General features: G+C 43.7%; 10 protein-coding genes. 5 read left to right on the forward strand and 5 right to left on the reverse strand.

The features are described from left to right. Positions 1–144 precede the first annotated feature (144 nt). The 4 genes from ybeY to BMZ72_RS17190 all read left to right on the forward strand — a co-directional run bounded on the left by ybeY (position 145) and on the right by BMZ72_RS17190 (position 7,464). The gene (gene ybeY / locus BMZ72_RS17170; protein WP_089810482.1) at positions 145–567 is read left to right on the forward strand and encodes an rRNA maturation RNase YbeY; all 423 of its coding nucleotides are present in this window, start codon (positions 145–147) and stop codon (positions 565–567) included. Positions 568–3,415: 2,848 nt separating this feature from the next. Beyond that, on the forward strand, positions 3,416–5,284 hold the full coding sequence (gene mnmG, locus BMZ72_RS17180; RefSeq protein ID WP_089810486.1) for a tRNA uridine-5-carboxymethylaminomethyl(34) synthesis enzyme MnmG: 1,869 nt from the start codon (positions 3,416–3,418) through the stop codon (positions 5,282–5,284). A 640-nt stretch (positions 5,285–5,924) separates the two neighbouring features. Continuing rightward, entirely contained in the window at positions 5,925–7,055 is a 1,131-nt protein-coding gene (locus tag BMZ72_RS17185; protein ID WP_089810488.1) for a lactonase family protein, read from the forward strand. A 67-nt stretch (positions 7,056–7,122) separates the two neighbouring features. Continuing rightward, a complete protein-coding gene (locus BMZ72_RS17190) occupies positions 7,123–7,464 on the forward strand; it encodes a hypothetical protein (RefSeq protein WP_089810490.1) in 342 nt (113 codons plus the stop codon). A gap of 7 nt (positions 7,465–7,471) precedes the next feature. Here BMZ72_RS17190 and cls read toward each other — a convergent pair whose 3' ends face one another. Further along, a complete protein-coding gene (gene cls / locus BMZ72_RS17195) occupies positions 7,472–8,950 on the reverse strand; it encodes a cardiolipin synthase (protein ID WP_177222820.1) in 1,479 nt (492 codons plus the stop codon). Between the two features lie 117 nt (positions 8,951–9,067). On the opposite strand from cls, the gene BMZ72_RS17200 reads away from it, so the two are divergent. Continuing rightward, positions 9,068–13,747 (forward strand): DUF3320 domain-containing protein, encoded by a 4,680-nt coding sequence (locus tag BMZ72_RS17200; protein WP_089810495.1) that lies wholly within the window; start codon positions 9,068–9,070, stop codon positions 13,745–13,747. Here BMZ72_RS17200 and BMZ72_RS17205 read toward each other — a convergent pair whose 3' ends face one another. From BMZ72_RS17205 to BMZ72_RS17220, 4 genes are read right to left on the reverse strand one after another with little or no spacing between them, the layout of a single operon-like run. Then, positions 13,748–14,878, reverse strand: coding sequence for a VWA domain-containing protein (locus BMZ72_RS17205; protein WP_089810497.1), 1,131 nt, complete (start codon positions 14,876–14,878; stop codon positions 13,748–13,750). It lies immediately after the preceding gene. A 7-nt stretch (positions 14,879–14,885) separates the two neighbouring features. Then, entirely contained in the window at positions 14,886–17,132 is a 2,247-nt protein-coding gene (locus tag BMZ72_RS17210) for a DUF5682 family protein (RefSeq protein ID WP_089810498.1), read from the reverse strand. A 9-nt stretch (positions 17,133–17,141) separates the two neighbouring features. Next, positions 17,142–18,218, reverse strand: a complete 1,077-nt coding sequence (locus BMZ72_RS17215) for an ATP-binding protein (protein ID WP_089810500.1) — start codon at positions 18,216–18,218, stop codon at positions 17,142–17,144. A 41-nt stretch (positions 18,219–18,259) separates the two neighbouring features. After that, positions 18,260–19,708: a DUF5691 domain-containing protein gene (locus BMZ72_RS17220; protein ID WP_089810502.1), complete on the reverse strand. Its 1,449-nt coding sequence runs from the start codon at positions 19,706–19,708 to the stop codon at positions 18,260–18,262. Position 19,709 lies beyond the last annotated feature (1 nt).

The raw sequence follows: 19,709 nt of genomic DNA on the forward strand, positions 1-19,709 counted from the left end.
AGCAGGTGACAAAATTGTATCTCTTACTAAGTGATGCAACAAAGGTACTGGCTGACACTCAATCGAACAAAGACAGGGGAGGTGTAATCCGAAATTTCACCATATTTTTACATTCTCAATCAATTACAAAAACAAGTTCGAGGTATGGCAATCAATTTTACTGCGCATGAGGTGAAAGTAAATCTTAAGAATAAGACGAAGCTGAAGGCATTCATAAAGGACTTATTTGCGCAGGAGGGTCAGGGGATGAAAAGTATGCAATATGTTTTTTGTAGTGATGAATACCTTTTAGAAATTAATCAGCAATTTCTGCAGCATGATACGCTTACCGATATTGTTACGTTCGAAATGGGAGAGGACCCTGATGTGACTGAAGGGGAAATTTATATTAGCATTGATCGTGTTCGGGAGAATGCAGAGAAGTTCAAAGTGACTGAAGAGCAGGAATTGCATCGGGTCATTTTTCATGGTGCGCTTCATCTTTGTGGTTATAAAGACAAGACAAAAGATCAATCTGCTAAGATGAGACAAATGGAAAATCAGTGTCTTGAGAGATACTTTGGCTGAGAAAATATTGAGATGTTCCACGTGGAACATTTTGCAAAACCGGATCGTTCAGATCCGGTTTTGTGCTTTTAGGTGGTATGTGTTTGCTCCGAATTAGTCCATTGGGTTTGCTGAATTTTATTATTGTGCTCCATAGTTTTTATTCTTTCTCTCTCAGATTTAAAGGGTATTTAGGTCAGCTTGTACTCTTACCTGGTAGCGATATATCAGCCCTTTATTCGCTGCACTTCTAGAGGAAGGTTAGTTCAGGTGACTTTACCTTTAAAATATGGGGTGTTAGTTTTTTAAAGTCCTGGGCATCTGCATTCGGTTTAAGGTGGGACCCGGGCTGATGCCCTTTTTCGAGGAATGCTATTGAGCGTTGTCAATCTTGTTGGCTATTGGAATGCTATTAAACATTAGTCGATCGTGTAGGGAATCTCAAAGGGCTAAGGCCCGAGTCTCCACCTTAAACCTGCTGCTTATAAAGCCGGCTAACTGATTTTATAATTGATAAGGGGAAGGTTTGTCTATCTGATTTTATTGCTGTTCTTTCTGTGCTGTAGGTATAAGATCGGGAGAACTACATTTCTAAAATCTTGGGCTTTTGCATTCGGTTTAAGGTGGGACCCGGGCTGATGCCCTTTTTCGAGGAATGCTATTGAGCGTTGTCAATCTTGTTGGCTATTGGAATGCTATTAAACATTAGTCGATCGTGTAGGGAATCTCAAAGGGCTAAGGCCCGAGTCTCCACCTTAAACCTGCTGCTTATAAAGCCGGCTAACTGATTTTATAATTGATAAGGGGAAGGTTTGTCTATCTGATTTTATTGCTGTTCTTTCTGTGCTGTGGGTATAAGATCGGGAGAACTACATTGCTAAAATCTTGGGCTTTTGCATTCGGTTTAAGGTGGGACCCGGGCTGATGCCCTTTTTCGAGGAATGCTATTGGGCGTTGTCAATCGTGGTGGCTATTGGAATGCTATTAAATATTAGTCAATCGTGTAGGGATCTCAAAGGGCTAAGGCCCGAGTCTCCACCTTAAACCTGCTGCTTATAAAGCCGGCCAACTGATTTTATAGAGGATGAGATAATGTGGGTTGCCTGGTTGGTAGATATTTATTTTTTCCTTTCTTCAATGTTCCTAATATGGATATGGCAGACATTTCTGTGTTGTAAAAAACTTTATAATCGTGTGAGGAGATGTGGATCATAGTTATTATTTATTGGTTTTCGCACCATTATTTTCGAATTGGCCATTGATCTATGTGTTTTATATTTGACCAAAGGATGTGAAGTCGTCTTACATCTTTTGAGAGATAGTTATAATCATTTAATCTCATCCTTCTCATCCTTGCTTTTGTTCAGGAGAAAAAGTTCATACGATTCTACCATCTAATATACTTTTCTCGGGATGTTATGCAATACCTGGAAAGGTCTGAAACGAAATTTAATATACCTGAAGAAGTTGATCGACTGGTCTGCATTATCCTTACCAATGAATAAATTATCTCCACAAATCAAGAATGTTTTGGGTAGATACCATCTTAAGATGCGTTAGCACCAGGAGAATTTTTACACGCTCAACCTTTAGGGAAAAGAGCTATTCTTGAATAAACTCACATCATAAAGTTACTGCTCTGATTGTGAGAAACACTTCTATCATATTCATCAAATCCTCCTGGGAAAGCTTATGATAGTTATCACCAGTCCCTCATATCCTAGGAACTTAATCTTAACCGATAATACCAGTGAGCATATAAGTGGCTAAATCTGTCAACAAATGAGGACTATAATTTGAAAACAATTACCAGGACAGACTCGATCCTGGTTTGGCTTATTCAGAACGTCTGATAGGGTAGAGGAGAACGACAACCCTAAAAGATCATAACGGTGATCCCTTACAACAAATCAACAGAAAGAATTTTTAGTTAGACTTTACCTCAACTTAATCAGCCTGTCTGTCCCTCCTGAAAACATGAAGAACATATCAATAGACCTACATCAGTAAGAAAATATTTCAGCTACACTCCTGAACTATCAGAAGGGACAATTAGTGCGGCGGGTTTGAGAAGGGCTATCGGGCCTTAGCCCTTCGAGATTTCTACACGCTTGACAAGACTTAATAACACCACCCAAGCCAACCACGATTGACAACGCCAAATAGCAAACCTCGAAGAAGGGCATCAGCCCGATAGCCCTTCTCAAACCCAAAGCAGTATGTCTGAGAATCCCACAGAACCCTAAGCAGAAAGATTTCATGCACAAAAAATAACCCACCCATGAATTATAACATGGCTCCCGTAAGAAAATATCTCAGCTATACTCCTGAACTACCACAAAGAGACAATTAGTGCGGCGGGTTTGAGAAGGAGCTGTCGGGCCTTAGCCCTTCGAGATTTCAATACGCTTGACAAGACTTAATAGCACCACCCAAGCCAACCACGATTGACAACGCCAAATAGCAAACCTCGAAGAAGGGCATCAGCCCGATAGCCCTTCTCAAACCCAAAGCAGTATGTCCAGGAATCTTACAGAACCCAATCAGAAAGATTTGAAGCGCAAAAGGAATACTCCACCCATGAATAATAACATGGCTCCCATAAGAAAATATCTCAGCTACACTCTGAATTTCCCCAAGGCAACATGTCGCCATCGGAACAAACATCCAGGGCTCGACGCCTAACCTATAATAATTTAAAACATAACTCTTCTTGTGATCACCTTATAAACCCAACTTCTCCCAATAAAAAATCCACTATCTTCACCTTCACCAACCACTCATTTCAAAACGAATTTCCAGATGTTCCACGTGGAACATTACATATCCCCGCTTCTATGTACCTTTGCATTTCTATTTAAATAAAATTATGTTTCCATCATACGATGTAATTGTGGTAGGCGCCGGACATGCCGGTTGCGAGGCTGCAGCTTCCGCTGCAAACATGGGTTCCAAAGTCCTTTTGGTCACCATGAACATGCAAACGATCGCTCAGATGAGCTGCAACCCAGCAATGGGTGGAATCGCCAAAGGACAAATTGTAAGGGAGATTGACGCACTCGGAGGATACTCCGGAATCGTGACCGACCAGTCCATGATTCAGTTCCGTATGCTGAACCGTTCCAAAGGACCAGCCATGTGGAGCCCCCGTACACAGAACGACAGAATGTTGTTTGCGGCAAAGTGGAGAGAGGCATTGGAACAAACGCCAAACGTCGACTTCTATCAGGACATGGTAAAAGGACTACTGGTAAAAGACGGTCGTTGCTATGGTGTGGTGACCGGCTTGGGACACGAAATAAAAGCAAAATCTGTAGTGCTCACCAACGGAACATTCCTGAATGGTGTAATGCATATCGGAGATAAACAGTTCGGCGGAGGTCGCGTAGCAGAAAAAGCAGCTACCGGAATCACCGAACAATTAGTATCCCTCGGCTTCGAAAGCGACAGATTGAAGACAGGTACACCACCAAGAATCGATGCAAGAAGTCTGGATTATTCCAAAATGGAAGAACAACCAGGTGATGATGTAATCACCGGTTTCTCTTATCTGGATGTTGAAAAGATCAAACCTGAACAACAGAAAAGTTGCCATATCACCTATACAAGTGATAAGGTACATGAAATGCTGAAGACAGGATTCGACAGATCTCCGATGTTTCAGGGTAGAATCCAGGGTGTCGGACCAAGATACTGTCCAAGTATTGAAGATAAAATCAACCGTTTCGCAGAAAGAGACAGACATCAACTGTTCGTAGAACCCGAAGGTTGGAACACCGTAGAAATCTATGTGAATGGATTTTCAACCTCCCTGCCGGAAGATGTACAGTATAAAGCACTGCAATTAGTACCCGGATTTGAGAACGTAAAAATGTTCCGCCCGGGTTATGCGATTGAGTACGATTACTTCCCACCAACACAATTGCAGTTCTCCCTGGAGACAAAACATATCCAGAATTTGTTCTTCGCCGGACAAATCAATGGTACTACCGGATATGAAGAAGCTGCATGTCAGGGTTTGATGGCAGGTATCAATGCACACCTCAAAGCAAGCGGTCAGGCGCCATTTGTACTCAAAAGAAGTGAAGCATATATTGGTGTACTCATCGATGACCTGATTAATAAAGGCACCGACGAACCTTATAGAATGTTCACTTCAAGAGCAGAATTCAGAACTTTGCTGAGACAGGATAATGCCGATCTGCGTCTGACAGAACAGAGTTTTGAAATGGGACTCGCCAGACAAAACAGACTGGATAAAGTGATCGTGAAGAGAGAAGGTGTAGAGAAGATCAAAGCAATTCTGAAAGAATTGCCTGTCGATCCGGAAGAGATCAATCACCTGCTGGCCGAGAAAAATACTTCACCACTGCCACAGCGTATGCGCGCTTACCAGATCCTGTTAAGGCCTACTATGGATATCTTCTCCATGAAGAACCATGTAGCGAAGATCGGAAAAGCACTGGCGGAATTCGGAGATGAAACATTGGAACAGGCAGAGATCCAGATCAAATATGAAGTATATATCGAAAAGGAAAATGACCTGGTGAAAAGAATGAGCCAGATGGAAGACCTGCTCATTCCTGATGGATTCGATTATACAAAACTGGTATCACTCAGTGCAGAAGCCAGACAGAAATTTAATAAGATCCGTCCGCGTACCCTCGGACAAGCCAGCAGAATCAGCGGCGTAAATCCAAGCGATGTACAGATCCTGATGGTGTACATGGGACGCTGATATCAATCATACTAAAGCCAAAAATAAAAATACATGCTTGTTATGGGCATGTATTTTTTTTGTCTATATTCGTCAAAGACCAGATTCCTGTGGACCCAGACAGAAGATGCATGAGATTGAACCTATGACTCGACCGGACCTATTTTTTCATCCACACCAAATTTCTAACGAAGCAGGCAGAAATTTATTTATAGTTCATTCCACTGATTTACCTGATTAGTGTATCTATGAATTTATTCATCACCCGATTTCCTGGAAAATTTACCTGAACATTTTTTCAAGCGGAACATTGTGCTTTTTGTTACACGTGTAACAAGACACAATATGTCGTTATCATATATCGTATTTGAAAATAATTTATTCAAAATAAAAGTTAAGGTTAAATTAGAAGTATATACACCCGGACCTTGTCTATGGACTGGGCTTTTTCCTTAATTTTCTTTAAAAAATTGATTTTCAATCATTTGATAGATTATTTACCCTAAAAAGATGACTTTATAAGCCCCTTAAATTTGGACGATCGGGATGTAGGTAATGATAATGGTCCGTAAAGGGTGTAGATGGCAAAAAAGGGCCTTAAAATGCGTTTTATAGTTTATTGCATATTTAGTAATTTGTTTTTACATAAAAGGCACAGTATATGCTCAATACCTTACTCACCTGCACCGCTTTATTAACTACTACGATGTTGTCAGCACAAACAGATACGACGAAAGAAAAATATCTACTGATTGGCACTTATACAAAGAGTGCAGATGAGGGGATCAATGTCTATGCGTTTAATACAACAACCGGTACACTCCGTTATGTAAGTACTGCGAAAGGTGTGGATAATCCTTCCTATCTCGTGATCGCCCCCGATCAGCAACACGTATATTCCGTAAATGAAAATAATGAAGGAGGCGTAAGCGCCTTTGAATGGGATACCGTCGGCGGTAACCTTACCTTCCTCAATAAACAGGTTTCCGGTGGCGCTTCACCCTGTTATATCACAACAGACGCAGATGGTAAATATGTGATCGTCGGAAATTACAGTGGTGGTAGTCTCTCTGTATTGCCCGTACGTAACGACGGAAAAATAGATGCGCCTGTACAAACAATTGAGCATACCGGTACCGGACCTAATAAAGAACGACAGGAGAAACCACACGTACACTGTACCGTATTCGGTCCTGATAAAAAGACATTGTACGTGTCCGATTTAGGTATTGATCAGATAGTCATCTATAATTACAACCAGGGAGATGTGCTGCCCTTAGTACCTGCTGATACGGGCTATGCTGCATTGAATCCCGGTGCTGGTCCGCGACACATTACTTTCCATCCAAATGGCAAATGGGCATACGTGATACATGAACTCGATGGAAAAGTAACCGCCTTTAATTATGTAAGAGGAAGACTCATTCCTTTTCAAACTTTGTCAACATTGCCTGTTGCATACAAAGGTCCTATCTCGGGGGCTGATATTCACATCTCTCCGGATGGTAAATTTTTATATGCTTCCAACAGAGATAAATTGAATAATATTGTCATCTACAGCATAGATCGCAAGAACGGTCAGCTGGTGAAAAAAGGTGAACAACCTTCCGGTGGAAAAGCACCGCGTAATTTCATGATAGACCCTGATGGAAACTATTTATTAGTCGCTAATCAGAATACTGACAACGTAGTTGTATTTAAAAGAAACAAGCTGACAGGATTACTCAAACCAACCGGTCAGGAGATAAAAGTACCCAAACCGGTTTGCTTAAAAATGATTGGAACGAATTAACATTTGCTGCTGAATACCGATATCTGATTGGCATAACTTTTTCATAAAAAACTAAAACGATAAGATCATGAAAAAGAAAGTCACTAAACCAACAGATAAGAAATCCGAACAAACAGAAGACGAAAAATTCCCAGGTTATCCTGCTTATCCTGCAAATGAAGATATCACTTACAGAGGCGAACAGGAAGATCTCGATGTGGAAAAAGTAACCAGATCTGCACGTATCAATAATGAACTCGCAAGAGAATCTTCTGTTGATTCCGGTGAGATGGATGAAGGACTGGATGTGCCAGGTGCTGACCTGGATGATAGTAATGAAATGATAGGAGAGGAAGACGAAGAAAACAATTACTATAGTCTTGGTGGAGACAGGCATGAAGATCTCGAAGAAGATAATGATAATGGCTGATCACATACTATAGTAACGGAGTAAGTAATCTGCATACACCATCTATGAACTTCTGCCACAAAGAACGATTTCTCCATAAGCGACGATCGATGTGTTCAGAGTCCTGCAGGTCCTGTTCAAATGCTGCATTCAGCTTATGCACAAAGGTCTTGTCATAAACGACTACAGCAATTTCACTATTCAGATAAAAACTCCGGTAGTCAAGGTTTACAGAACCAACAATTGCAAGATTATCATCTATTGCAATTGACTTTGCATGTATAAAACCTTTCTGATAAAAATATACTTTCACACCTGCATCAAGCAACGACTTGATGTAGGATTGTGCTGCATGTTGCACAAAAAATGAATCACCACGGAAAGGTAAAATGAGCTGCACAGTTTTACCTGATAATGCAGCCATCTGCAATGCCGTTAATATCTGTTCGTTGGGAATAAAATAAGGATTACTGATACGGATAGAACGGCGTGCATTATTGATCGCCATCAGTATCGTTTGCATCGCCATCGGAAACTCAGAATCTGGTCCGCTGGCTACAATATCTGCAAAGCAATTTTCATTCAGATCAGAACGATGAAAATAAGGTGGACTGAACGGAAATGTTTGTTTACTGCAATAACGATAACTCATCATGAATTGCAGCTGTAAAAGATTTACCACATCGCCTTCCAGTTTCAGATGTGTATCTCTCCAGAATACCGGATGCTTCGCATTGTTCAGGTAACGGTCATCTATATTGATACCTCCGGTAAATCCTACTTCTCCATCGATGATAATGATCTTTCTGTGATTACGATAATTCGCATTCAGATAGAAATTGATCAGTACAGGAGAGAAGGCAAAAACCTCTGCACCATTTTCTTCCAACAGGTCTGGTATATCACCGATCTTATCACTGCCCAGGTCATCATAAATGAAACGTACTTCCACACCTGCTCTCAGTTTCTCCAGTAATATTTCTGCTATCTCATTACCCACATCATCCGAAGCAAAGATGTAGTACTCGATATGTATATGATGTTTGGCTGCTCTCAGCGCCTCCATTACTGCAGGATACTTTTCTTCTCCGTTTAATAATAATTGTACACGGTTATCACAGGATAATACAGAATGTCTTGTGTTGAGCAGCATAGCAGAGATCTCCTGTTTACTCGCTACCTGTTTACGAAGCTGCAACTGCATCTGGTCAATCTCTTTTCGCTGAGATTCCCAGTATCGTAACATCAGCGTTTCATCCTTACTTCCCTTCAGCGTAAACCGGCGTTTCTTGCGGAGGTCTCTTCCCAGATAATAGTATACTACTAATCCCAGTATGGGGACAAATACCAGCAACATGATATAAGCCATCGCTTTGACCGGATTCCGGTTTTCCAGCAGAATAGTTCCAACCACACCCAAAAAGGAAAGTGAGATCAGCACATACCCTATAATTTTCAATGCGATATGCCAGTTTGTACCCCAGAGAAAGTATAATACCTGATACACGGAAATGATTAATAGTTATGTGAATAAAGGTAATAGTAATATTATTAGAATAAATTATCGTCAATAATCGTTCTTAATATAAATTATCGTTTTTTTTGTTCTTACAACGAACTGCACATGAAGGAATCAATCCTTATTAAGCTGGAGGCTTCCCGCCGGGAATTACTGGATCTGGGACTACGTAACCCCTTATTGAATTACCGTTTACCCGTAAGTCGTGGAGTACATATCGAACAGGAAAGCATCACCAATATATACGAAGTACTGGTGAAGCAGAGCAAGGCAATGACCTTCCTCCCCAAAACTGATGTAAAAGAAAAGAAAGAGACAGCAGTAGAAGTAACAGAGCCGGTAATATTACCGGAACCTGTCACTTTACCTGAACCGGAAGAAGTCGTACACGATACGCGTTTACAGACGACTGAAACTGCCGCTGCTTTGCAAAACAGATTACTGAATACCTATTATGCTGCGCGTACCAGTCTGGAAGAACAGGGTGTCAATATCCTGTTCCTGACATTGGGCATGTTAAAGTGGTATGAAAATGATAATGGAAAGGAAGCGCGGTATGCACCACTGATATTAATACCTGTTTCGCTGGAACGCTCCAGCGCAAGAGAGCGTTTTCGTTTGCGCTATACTGGTAGTGATGTGGAAATGAATCTTAGTCTGCAGACCAAGATCAAAGCAGAATATGGTATCGTATTGCCAGACATGCCTGAGTCAGAAGAAATCGCTGTCACAGAATATATACAACAGATCGATGCTGCTGTCAATGGAATGGACGGATGGGAAGTGATCACTGATGCAGTTGAACTGGGATTCTTCTCCTTCGGCAAACTGATGTTATATCATGACCTGGATAGTGATGGATGGCCCGCGGATGAACAACCTGCTAATCATCCGATCTTACAGAGTTTATTCGGAGATGGTTTTTCTGAAGGTGCACCTGAAGTACCGGAAGATGCATTCATCGACACAGAAACTTCCGCACATGAATTACACCAGGTAGTAGATGCGGATGGCTCTCAGTTACTCGCTATGTTAGCAGTACAGGAAGGACGTAACCTGGTGATACAGGGTCCTCCGGGCACGGGTAAATCACAGACCATCACTAACCTGATTGCGAATGCAATCGGTGAAGGAAAGAAGGTGTTGTTTGTCGCTGAGAAGATGGCCGCACTTGAAGTGGTAAAACGCAGACTGGATAGTATACAATTAGGCGATGCCTGTCTCGAATTACATAGCCACAAGGCCAACAAAAAAGAATTACACCAGGAGTTAAGAAAAACACTGGAGTTACGTAAGCCTGCTATTCTGCAATTACAACAGGAAGTCACATTACTGAATGACTATCGCAAAGAACTGAACGATTACAGTATTGCAGTGAATACACCAGTTGGTGAAAGTGGTATCACTCCGCAACAACTGATGGGTTATCTGTTACAACTGAAAGAACAATTCGTAGATATTACTTTACCAAGGATCGCAATACCTGATATAGATAACTGGAATGCTTTGAGCATGCAACGTGCAGAAGCAATGGCACTGAGAATTGAACATCGTTTGAAGGAGACAGGGATGCCTTCTTCTTTGTTGTTCTGGGGGATCGGATTGACCGTTCTGGTTCCTGCTGAACAGGACAGACTGATTCCTGTTTTACAGAAAGCATTGGATACTACTACAACGCTGCAACATGAAAGTGCGATCATCGCTGGTCAGGTAGGATTGTCAATGCCACTGAATAGAAAGAATAGTATGGATCTTTCGTTCTTTGTACAACTCGCATCTGTACGTCCGGATATAACAGGTATACAGTTAAGACATCCCGCCTGGTTGCAACAGAAAGAAGATATCAAAGAGTTGCTGCAGATAGGAAAACGTTTGCGTCAGTTGCATCAGGCATATGATGCAATACTCATTCCGGAAGCATGGGAACAACAGGTCCTGGAGATACGACAGAACCTGTTGGCCTATGGGGATAAGTGGTATAAATTCCTGAAAGGAGATTATAATAAAACAAATCGTCAGCTGGCTGCTTTATGTAAGACAGCTCCACCTGATGATCTGCCTGGAAAACTCGCTTGTATAGATGCTATACTGGAAGCAAGAAGATTAGAAAAACAACTCCAGGAACAGGAATCACTCGCAAAAGAATTGTACCAGCAACGCTGGCAGAAAGGACAATCCAATTGGGAAACACTTGAAACCATTACTAATTATATAACGGAAGTACATAAGCAGATCAGTTATGGTACATGTACTGCTGTCATCCTGGATTATCTCGAAAAGAATGAGCCGGTTGAAGTAGCCAAACGTTATTATGATACACTGTTGAGAACATTGCAACAGCAGGGTGCTGCTATCGATGCTGTGATCGCAGCTTTTGCATTAAATGAACAACGCCGCTTCAGAGACGTAACACCACTGCTGCAACGTCCCTATGAAGAGCAGGTCGTATTGATGCAATCATGGATAGACGGATTGCCGGATATTCATCATGCGATCTCCTGGAATAACCTGGCAGATACAGCGAAAACAGAAGGTTTACAGGTCTTGACAGAAGCAGTCGCTTACTGGCCGGAAGCAGCAACAGCATTAAAAGGTGCAATACAGAAAACATGGTATGAATACCTTTGGGAAAAAGCACTCATGACACATGCTGCTATCAGAAAATTTGAAAGATCAAGTCATGAAGCAGCAGTCAAACAGTTCGTAAAACTGGATACACTAAATCTTCAGTATAACAGGGCACGTGCGGCGCTAAAACATTATGATGGTATTCCTCCTTTGGAAGCCGGCGGACAGGTAAACGTACTGCGAACCGAGTTTAATAAAAAGGCAAGACATATGCCTATCCGTAAACTGGTACAGGCAGCAGGACTCGCCATACAGGCCATCAAACCTGTGTTCATGATGAGTCCTCTTTCAATTGCTAATTTCCTTCCTCCTGGTTCATTACAATTTGATCTTGTCATCTTTGACGAAGCGAGTCAGGTAAGACCGGTTGATGCATTAGGTGCATTGCTGAGAGGAAAGCAACTGGTAGTTGTAGGCGATAGTAAACAGTTGCCACCAAGTAGCTTCTTTGATTCACTGATGAAGGAAGTTGATGATGAGGAAAATGTAACAGCAGATATGCCAAGTATCCTGGGTATGTGTGATGCACAGGGTGCTCCGCAACGCATGTTACGCTGGCATTATCGTAGCCGGCATGAATCACTGATCACGATGTCTAATCATGAGTTCTATGAAAATAAACTGGTGATTTTCCCAAGTCCGGGTGCTGCACATCAGATGGGATTAGTTTATCATCATCTGAAAGAAGCAACCTACGATCGTGGTAAAACAAGAACGAATCAGCAGGAAGCAGATGCCATCACTACAGCTGTGATTGAACATGCAAAACAACATCCTGAAATGAGTTTAGGTGTAGTTGCTTTCAGTACTGCACAGATGCAGGCAATACAGCAATCACTTGAAACAGCCAGAAAGAAAATGCCTGAGCTGGAATCATTCTTCAAAGCACATCCGCATGAGCCATTCTTTGTAAAGAACCTGGAGAATGTACAGGGTGATGAACGTGATGTAATATTTATCAGTATAGGTTATGGCCGCACACCGGAAGGAACAGTGAGCCTTGCATTCGGACCGCTGAATAACGAAGGAGGAGAGAAGCGACTGAACGTATTGATCACGCGTGCAAAACAACGTTGCGAAGTATTTACGAATCTGACCTCAGATGATATCGATCTGAATAAAACAGAAAGTGAAGGCGTACGTGCGCTGAAGAATTTCCTGTATTTCGCACAACATGGTTCTATGCATCGTTCTTATGCAGATGGATTACCTGCGAATATTCCTTTTGAAACACTGGTTGCCGAACAACTGACAGCTGCTGGTTATAATGTGAAGAAACAACTTGGCAGCAAAGGATTCTATATTGATCTGGCGATTGCTGATCCGGAACATCCGGGTAAATATATCATGGGTATTATGTGTGATGGCGCTGCTTATCACGCTGCCCGTTCTGCGAAAGACAGGGATAGATTGCGTCAGCAGGTGCTGGAAAATATGGGATGGAATATCTATACCGTTTGGAGTACCGATTGGTTCCGTCATCCCGTACGTGAGTTGAAAAGATTGCTTGCAGCAATTGAATCGGTGCGCGCAAATGAAGGGGAGAACCAGGAAGCAATTGTGCCTTCTGAAGACTATACAATGGTAAGAGAAGAAGAGGAGGAAGGCGCAGACGTACCATTATATGAAATGGCAGTGCTACCGGAAGAAATAGCATTAAAAGATCTGCATCAGCATCCGGCAGATAAATTAAGATCCTGGCTGGAGATGATCGTACGTGTAGAGAGTCCGGTGCATGTCGAAGAAGCAACGCGCAGAATACTGGATGCAGCAGATGTATCCCGTGTAGGAAACAGAATTCGTGAGGTATTGAAACAGGCAATTGCAGACGCAGTTGGAAATGATACGGTTGTTGTAAAAGAGGAATTCCTCTGGGATGCGGAGATGGAAAAACCATTAGTACGTAGCAGGGCGAATTTGCCTACTGCATCGCGTAAGATGACTTATATCGCGCCGGAAGAATTAGGAGCCGTTGTAGAGAAAACAGTGCAGGATGCAGTAGCAATCACGATGACGGCGGCGATACCTGTTATTGCAAAAACATTGGGATTTGCGCGTGTAACAGAAGATCTGCGGACTGATTTACAGGAGGCGGTAGAAAAAGCCCTGGCAGATGGTATCATCTACCAGGACGATGAATGGTTAAAAGTGAAGTAGTTATTTCTTTAGTATAAAATCTTCTCTGGCTGCCCAGTTGTTGATATCCTGTTTACTCAGCGCAGCAGCCATCAGATCAGGAAATTTGTCGGGCGTACAGGCAAACACCGGAATACCCAGATTGGACAGAAATTGTGCATTACCGTGATCATAAGCCGGCGCACCATCATCGTTCAAAGCAAGTAATACGATGACCTGTACGCCCGCGGCTGTTAATTCAGCCGCGCGTTTACGCATCTTATCATCAGCGCCTCCTTCAAACAGATCGGTGATCAGTACGAGCACAGTATCTGCCGGACGGGTAATGATCTGCTGACAATAAGAGAGTGCTGCCTGTATATCTGTACCTCCACCAAGTTGTACACCAAATAAAAGATCAACAGGATCTTTCAGTTCTTCCGTAAGATCAGCAACAGCAGTATCAAATACCACCATACGTGTTTTTATCGCAGGTATGGAAGCCATCACTGAACCGAAGATACCTGAATAAACCACTGAAGAACCCATTGATCCACTCTGATCGAGACAAAGCACCACGTCTTTCAGTGAAGTAGTTCTACGGCCATAACCAATCCGTGTTTCAGGAATGATTGTTTTATACTCCGGCTGATAATGCTGCAGATTCTTAAGGATCGTCGCATGCCAGTTGATCTCATTATGACGGGGCCTTCTGTTACGAATGCTCCTGTGCAAACTACCCGTAATTGCCTGTAAAGTAGGTTGGGTCAGTTTTTTCAGCAGTTCATCTACCACACGTTTCACCACCTGTCTTGCAGTGTCACGTGTCTTATCAGGAATAGCATGTTTCAGTGTAAGTAATGTAGCTACCAGATGTACATCCGGCTCTACATTTTCCAGCATTTCCTTTTCAAACAGCATCTGTGTGATATTCAGACGTTGTAATGCATCACGTTGCATGATCTGTACAACAGATGCCGGAAAGAAGGTACGGATATCGCCCAGCCAGCGGCTGACATTTGGGGAGGAAGCACCGAGTCCTCCTTTCTTTTCGCTGTCATACAAAGCCTCCAGTGTTTTATCCATCTGTAGCTCTGTGCCACTGAGTGAAAAGCCGGTACCATCTGATTCATTACCACCCAGTACCAGCCGCCATTTATTTAAATCATCCATATCAGAATTATTTAACGCCCAACATTTGCAGCACGACAGGAATTCCTTTCAGTGCTCTTGTTGCATCAATGTTTTCCATCGTCTGCTGAGATACGCCCGTAGTGCCACTGACACCACCTTTTGCTTTTTCTCCCAGCTTTCTTCTTTCTGCTTTGGTAAAACCAGAGAAGGTTCTGCGTAACAATGGAAGCAACTGTTTGAATGCGTCTTCTTCCAGTTGATGCATCCAGTTATATACCACTGTCCATAGATCATTGTCTACCAGCAGTAATGTACCGCTGCCTTTCAGAAAACCTTCCAGCCAGGCAGCTGCAGTAGCAGGCGGTGTCGCAGCAGACATTGCATAACTGAATACTCTTACCAGATCATTACAGGAAAGTTGTCTGTGATCGGCCAGCAATCTTGTTGCATAACCACCGATAACAGGTGCGGAGCTGTCATTGCGTGCAATGTGAGAGATCGTCTGTTGCCATTGTGTGGTCAGTTCGGAGTCCTGCAGGATGAGCAGGGCATCATTCATATTGTAGATCAGCTCCAGCAATTCAGCTGCTGCATCATCCGCAATACCAATACAGGCGGCAGGTAAACTGATACAGATACGTGTGATCATACCGGCTACAATACCGTCAACCAGCGTTGCATCTGTTTTCCTTACGTTACCATAACGGCTGATCTGCACCAGACCAGGAATAACGGTCATCAGTTGCATTACATCACCGGTGGCAGCGGCCAGGTTATTCACCTGTTGTACGAGTGCTTCTACGGCAGCATGCAGTTCAGCGGGAATGGCTGTTTCCAGCAGCGTACAAACTTCTTTAAGAGAAGTAGCCGTTTTCGCCTGATGCTGTACATATTTAGAGGCGGCTTCTTCTACCGTATTTCCCCAGCTTCCCTTCTCAATGATATCAATAGAGAATCCGGGGTCCCATTGTAAGCGCCACTGCTCTTTAAAGGTGCCTTTACCCGAAGGACCGTAACGATGGCCCCAGCGGATGTCCAGCATCTCCATACGATGCAGCAGGATACTACGTTCAAGATCTGTATCCTTACGGAGATCGAGGACATAGTCTTTATAATCAGCTGTTTGTGGCAGCCTTAATTTCTTCTGTAGTTTTTCGATATCCGTCTGTAAGGGAGGACGCGGAATATCTGTAGGTACTTCCCCGATCTTATCACTGACGATCAGTTCTTCATTGATCAGTTGCAGCAGAATATCTTCCCCGTTACAGAGTACGCTGAGAGTTGCTTCATTCAGTTCTTCCAGACCCGCTTTAGGTAATCCTCTCAATGCGGTAAGCGCATTTGCCAATCGTACCGCCTCCATGACGTGTGCCACAGAAATATCTTTCTGTTGTTCACGGAAAAGACGGGCTACTCTTGACATCCAGCGGGTACCATCATCATTGGGATAGCGCCAGTTATGTTCATACCATCCGGGAGAATTGATACCTGCGCCATAGCCACTGTTGTAACTGAGACGGTTGTATGTCCAGGGGATCCAGGTAGTAGCGACTTTCACTTTCGGCAGTCCCTTAAGCAGTTCGTTGTCATCTTTTGCCTTACCCATATTCAACAGGGCAGGAGTGTGCCAGGCGCCGCATACAACTGCGATCTCTGTATACATTTCCCTTTCAGCCTGACGAATAGTTTTACGCATATGCGCTTCACGTAACTGCTCTTCACGATCGTAAGGAAGATGAAGGTCCTGCCGGAGTGCCTGCATGCCTTCGGCAACAGCGGTAAACACGGCTTCCGGGTCCTGTCTGTATTCAAACATATGTTCCCACCATTTCTCTTCATCTGCAAAACCGGCTGCACCTGCGAGATAGGCTACAGGGTTTCTTCTCACGATATGTGTATCGGGGATATAGGGCGCCAGACTATTGTTAAGCGAAGGTGCTTCTGCTGCATCTTCTTTCGGCTCTCTGGCTGCTTTCAGTTCAAACTGATGTGCCATAGGAAGGTCCATGAACCGTACAGGAATATTATTCCTGCGGGCATAGAGAATAGCCTGCCATTCAGGAGAGAATTCTGCAAATGGATAGAACACTGCTTTCTGCGGCGCGTCAGGCTGATAAGCCAGAATAGCCACAGGTGGTTTCAGCAGATCATTATTAACCCATTCCAGGATGTTGTCAGCTTCCGGCGGCCCTTCCACCAGTACGATATCCGGTTTAACTTTTTCAAGATATTCCTTCACATGTCTGGCAGAGCCGGGTCCGTGATGTCGAATGCCCAGTATGTGTATTGACATATGAATTATTTATAGATCGCGGCAGGCGCGGTAAATATCTTTCCAGTCTTCTCTGGTTTTTACGACAGTCTCCAGGTATTCCTGCCATACCAGTTTATCCTGCACAGGATCTTTCAGTACAGCGCCGATGATACCGGCGGCCAGATCAGCCGCTTTCAGCTGACCATCGCCAAAATAAGCCGCCATCGCCAGACCGTTATTCACCACAGAAATCGCTTCTGCAGTACTCAGTGTGCCGGAAGGTGCTTTGATCTTTGTTTTACCATCCACAGTTACACCATTTCTCAGTTCACGGAAGATGGTCACGATACGACGGATCTCTTCCAGTGCTGGTTTCTCAGCCGGCAGGTCCATCACTTTCTCATAGCTTTCCACACGACGGCGTACGATATCGATCTCTTCTTCCATGGAATCAGGTACCGGCAGAATAACCGTATTAAAACGGCGTTTCAGGGCGCTGGAAAGATCGTTTACACCCTTGTCCCTGTTATTCGCTGTCGCAATGATATTGAACCCTTTCTGTGCCATTACAGCGGTGTTCAATTCTGGCACCGGGAGTGTTTTTTCAGATAAGATAGTGATCAGCGTATCCTGTACATCTGCACTGATACGGGTCAGTTCTTCAATTCTGACAATTTTACCAGTCTGCATACCACGCATAACGGGTGTTTCTACCAGGGCTTTTTCAGAAGGACCTTCTGCCAGTAAGCGGGCATAGTTCCATCCATAACGGATGGCTTCTTCCCCGGTACCTGCAGTACCCTGTACGATCATGGTAGAGTCTCCGCTGATAGCAGCAGCCAGGTGTTCGCTCACCCAGCTTTTTGCAGTACCTGGTAAACCGTATAATAAGAGTGCTCTGTCTGTGGTCAGTGTAGCCACCGCAATCTCAATCAGTCTGCGGTTACCGATATATTTTGGCTGTATTTCAAATCCGTTTTTCAGGGTGCCGCCCATCAGGTAAGTCACAACAGACTGCGGCGACAATACCCAGTTATAAGGACGCTTTTCATTGTCCTGTTTTTTCAGCTCTTCCAGTTCTTCAAGGAACAATTGTTCTGCATGTTGACGTAATACGTTGGACATCTTTATATGCTTGAAAAGGTGATTGTTTTGTGTTGAATATTTTATTTGAATGCGTTCGTTATCTGCACTTTGCAGAAGATCAGTTTGCGTATATGATCGCTGGTATTCCGCCAGGTACCCTGATAGGCGGGTTCTTCCGGCATTAGTTTATCCAGTTCATCTATGATCGCCGGAGGAAGTTGTAATACGTGCTTATCAAAGAAATTTCGGGTATACTGATAAGGGTTACGGGCCATCCATTTCAGTACTTCACCGGTGAGGGTAAGTCCCCATTCTTCTGTACGGTTACTGAGATAATTGATCACATCCTGCGGATAGGTAGGGAACAGGCGCAATGCATATTCCTCCTGTTCGGCAGCAGGTAATAAAGGAATGATGTCAGGATAAAAGGTAGTACTGGTGGCTAATAATAAACGAAGCCAGGTAGTATCTTTAAAACGACCCGCAGCAAGTATCAGCGCAGGAATGAACCGTTTACCCAGATCATCATTTTGAAAGAGGTCAATGATCTCTTCCTTGTCCATACGGAAGTGTGATTCCCACCAGGAGGGAGGTACGCTTCCCACGAGCTGAAAAAGGATATAGGCTTCTTCACTGAGATGCTTTTCATTGCTCAGCGTTGCGATACCGGAATCAATAATGACCTTATCCAGGGGTAATTGCAGCGAGATCTGCAATGATTGTTTAGCGCCACGTGAAACAGCCTGTTGCAATATCTGCCAGTAGGCCTGTACGATAAATGAAGCAGGGATCTGTTTCAGCAATGCCCATATTTCATCCTTTACTTTCTGGTTTTTCTCCTGCAGAGATTCCAGCCAGCGAAGGTCATCCTCGCCGATGTTAGTACGCATGATCTTCAGGAATTCTGTTCTGGCAGAAGTATTTTCCTGTGTCCAGGTCTGCATCAGCCATTCCCTTCCTGTACCCGGATAGGATTGACGCATTTCCTGCAGTACCAGTCTGCGGTCTTCCGCGCTTCCTGTTTGCCAGCGATCTTCGTTGCTGAGTGCAAAAGGAAATTGCCAGTCAGCATTCATATTGCTTAACCACTGACCCCGTTTTCCACATACCGCCATTGTCAGATGCCGGATGCGTTTCTGAGAAACAGCCGTTTCCAGTAATACCGGGATATATTCCGGGACTACGATCTGGCCTTTATCATAACAGGCTTCCAGCCAGTAATTGACCAATGGCAGGAGGTCCATATCAAGTGCATCCTGTAATGCGTAGATAGCCGCTTTGTTGCAATAGGGCTTCTCTTCAGGTGGTGCCGCCTGCAAAGGAACACCGCTGTTATGTTCAGCACTGACGCCACTCTGACGATAATTCAGTATGACCGCTGCGATGTGCAGAAACTGTGTTTCCGCATCGAGCGATCTGTCCTCCATGATCGTAGCGGCCACAGTGGCCAGGTCTGTCGGAAGTTCCGCAGCAGACAACTGTTTTTTGCCGGTACCCAGGAGGGCGGTGTTAATGATATTATTCCACATG

Source organism: Chitinophaga sp. YR627 (assembly GCF_900114995.1).
Classification (GTDB): Bacteria; Bacteroidota; Bacteroidia; order Chitinophagales; family Chitinophagaceae; genus Chitinophaga.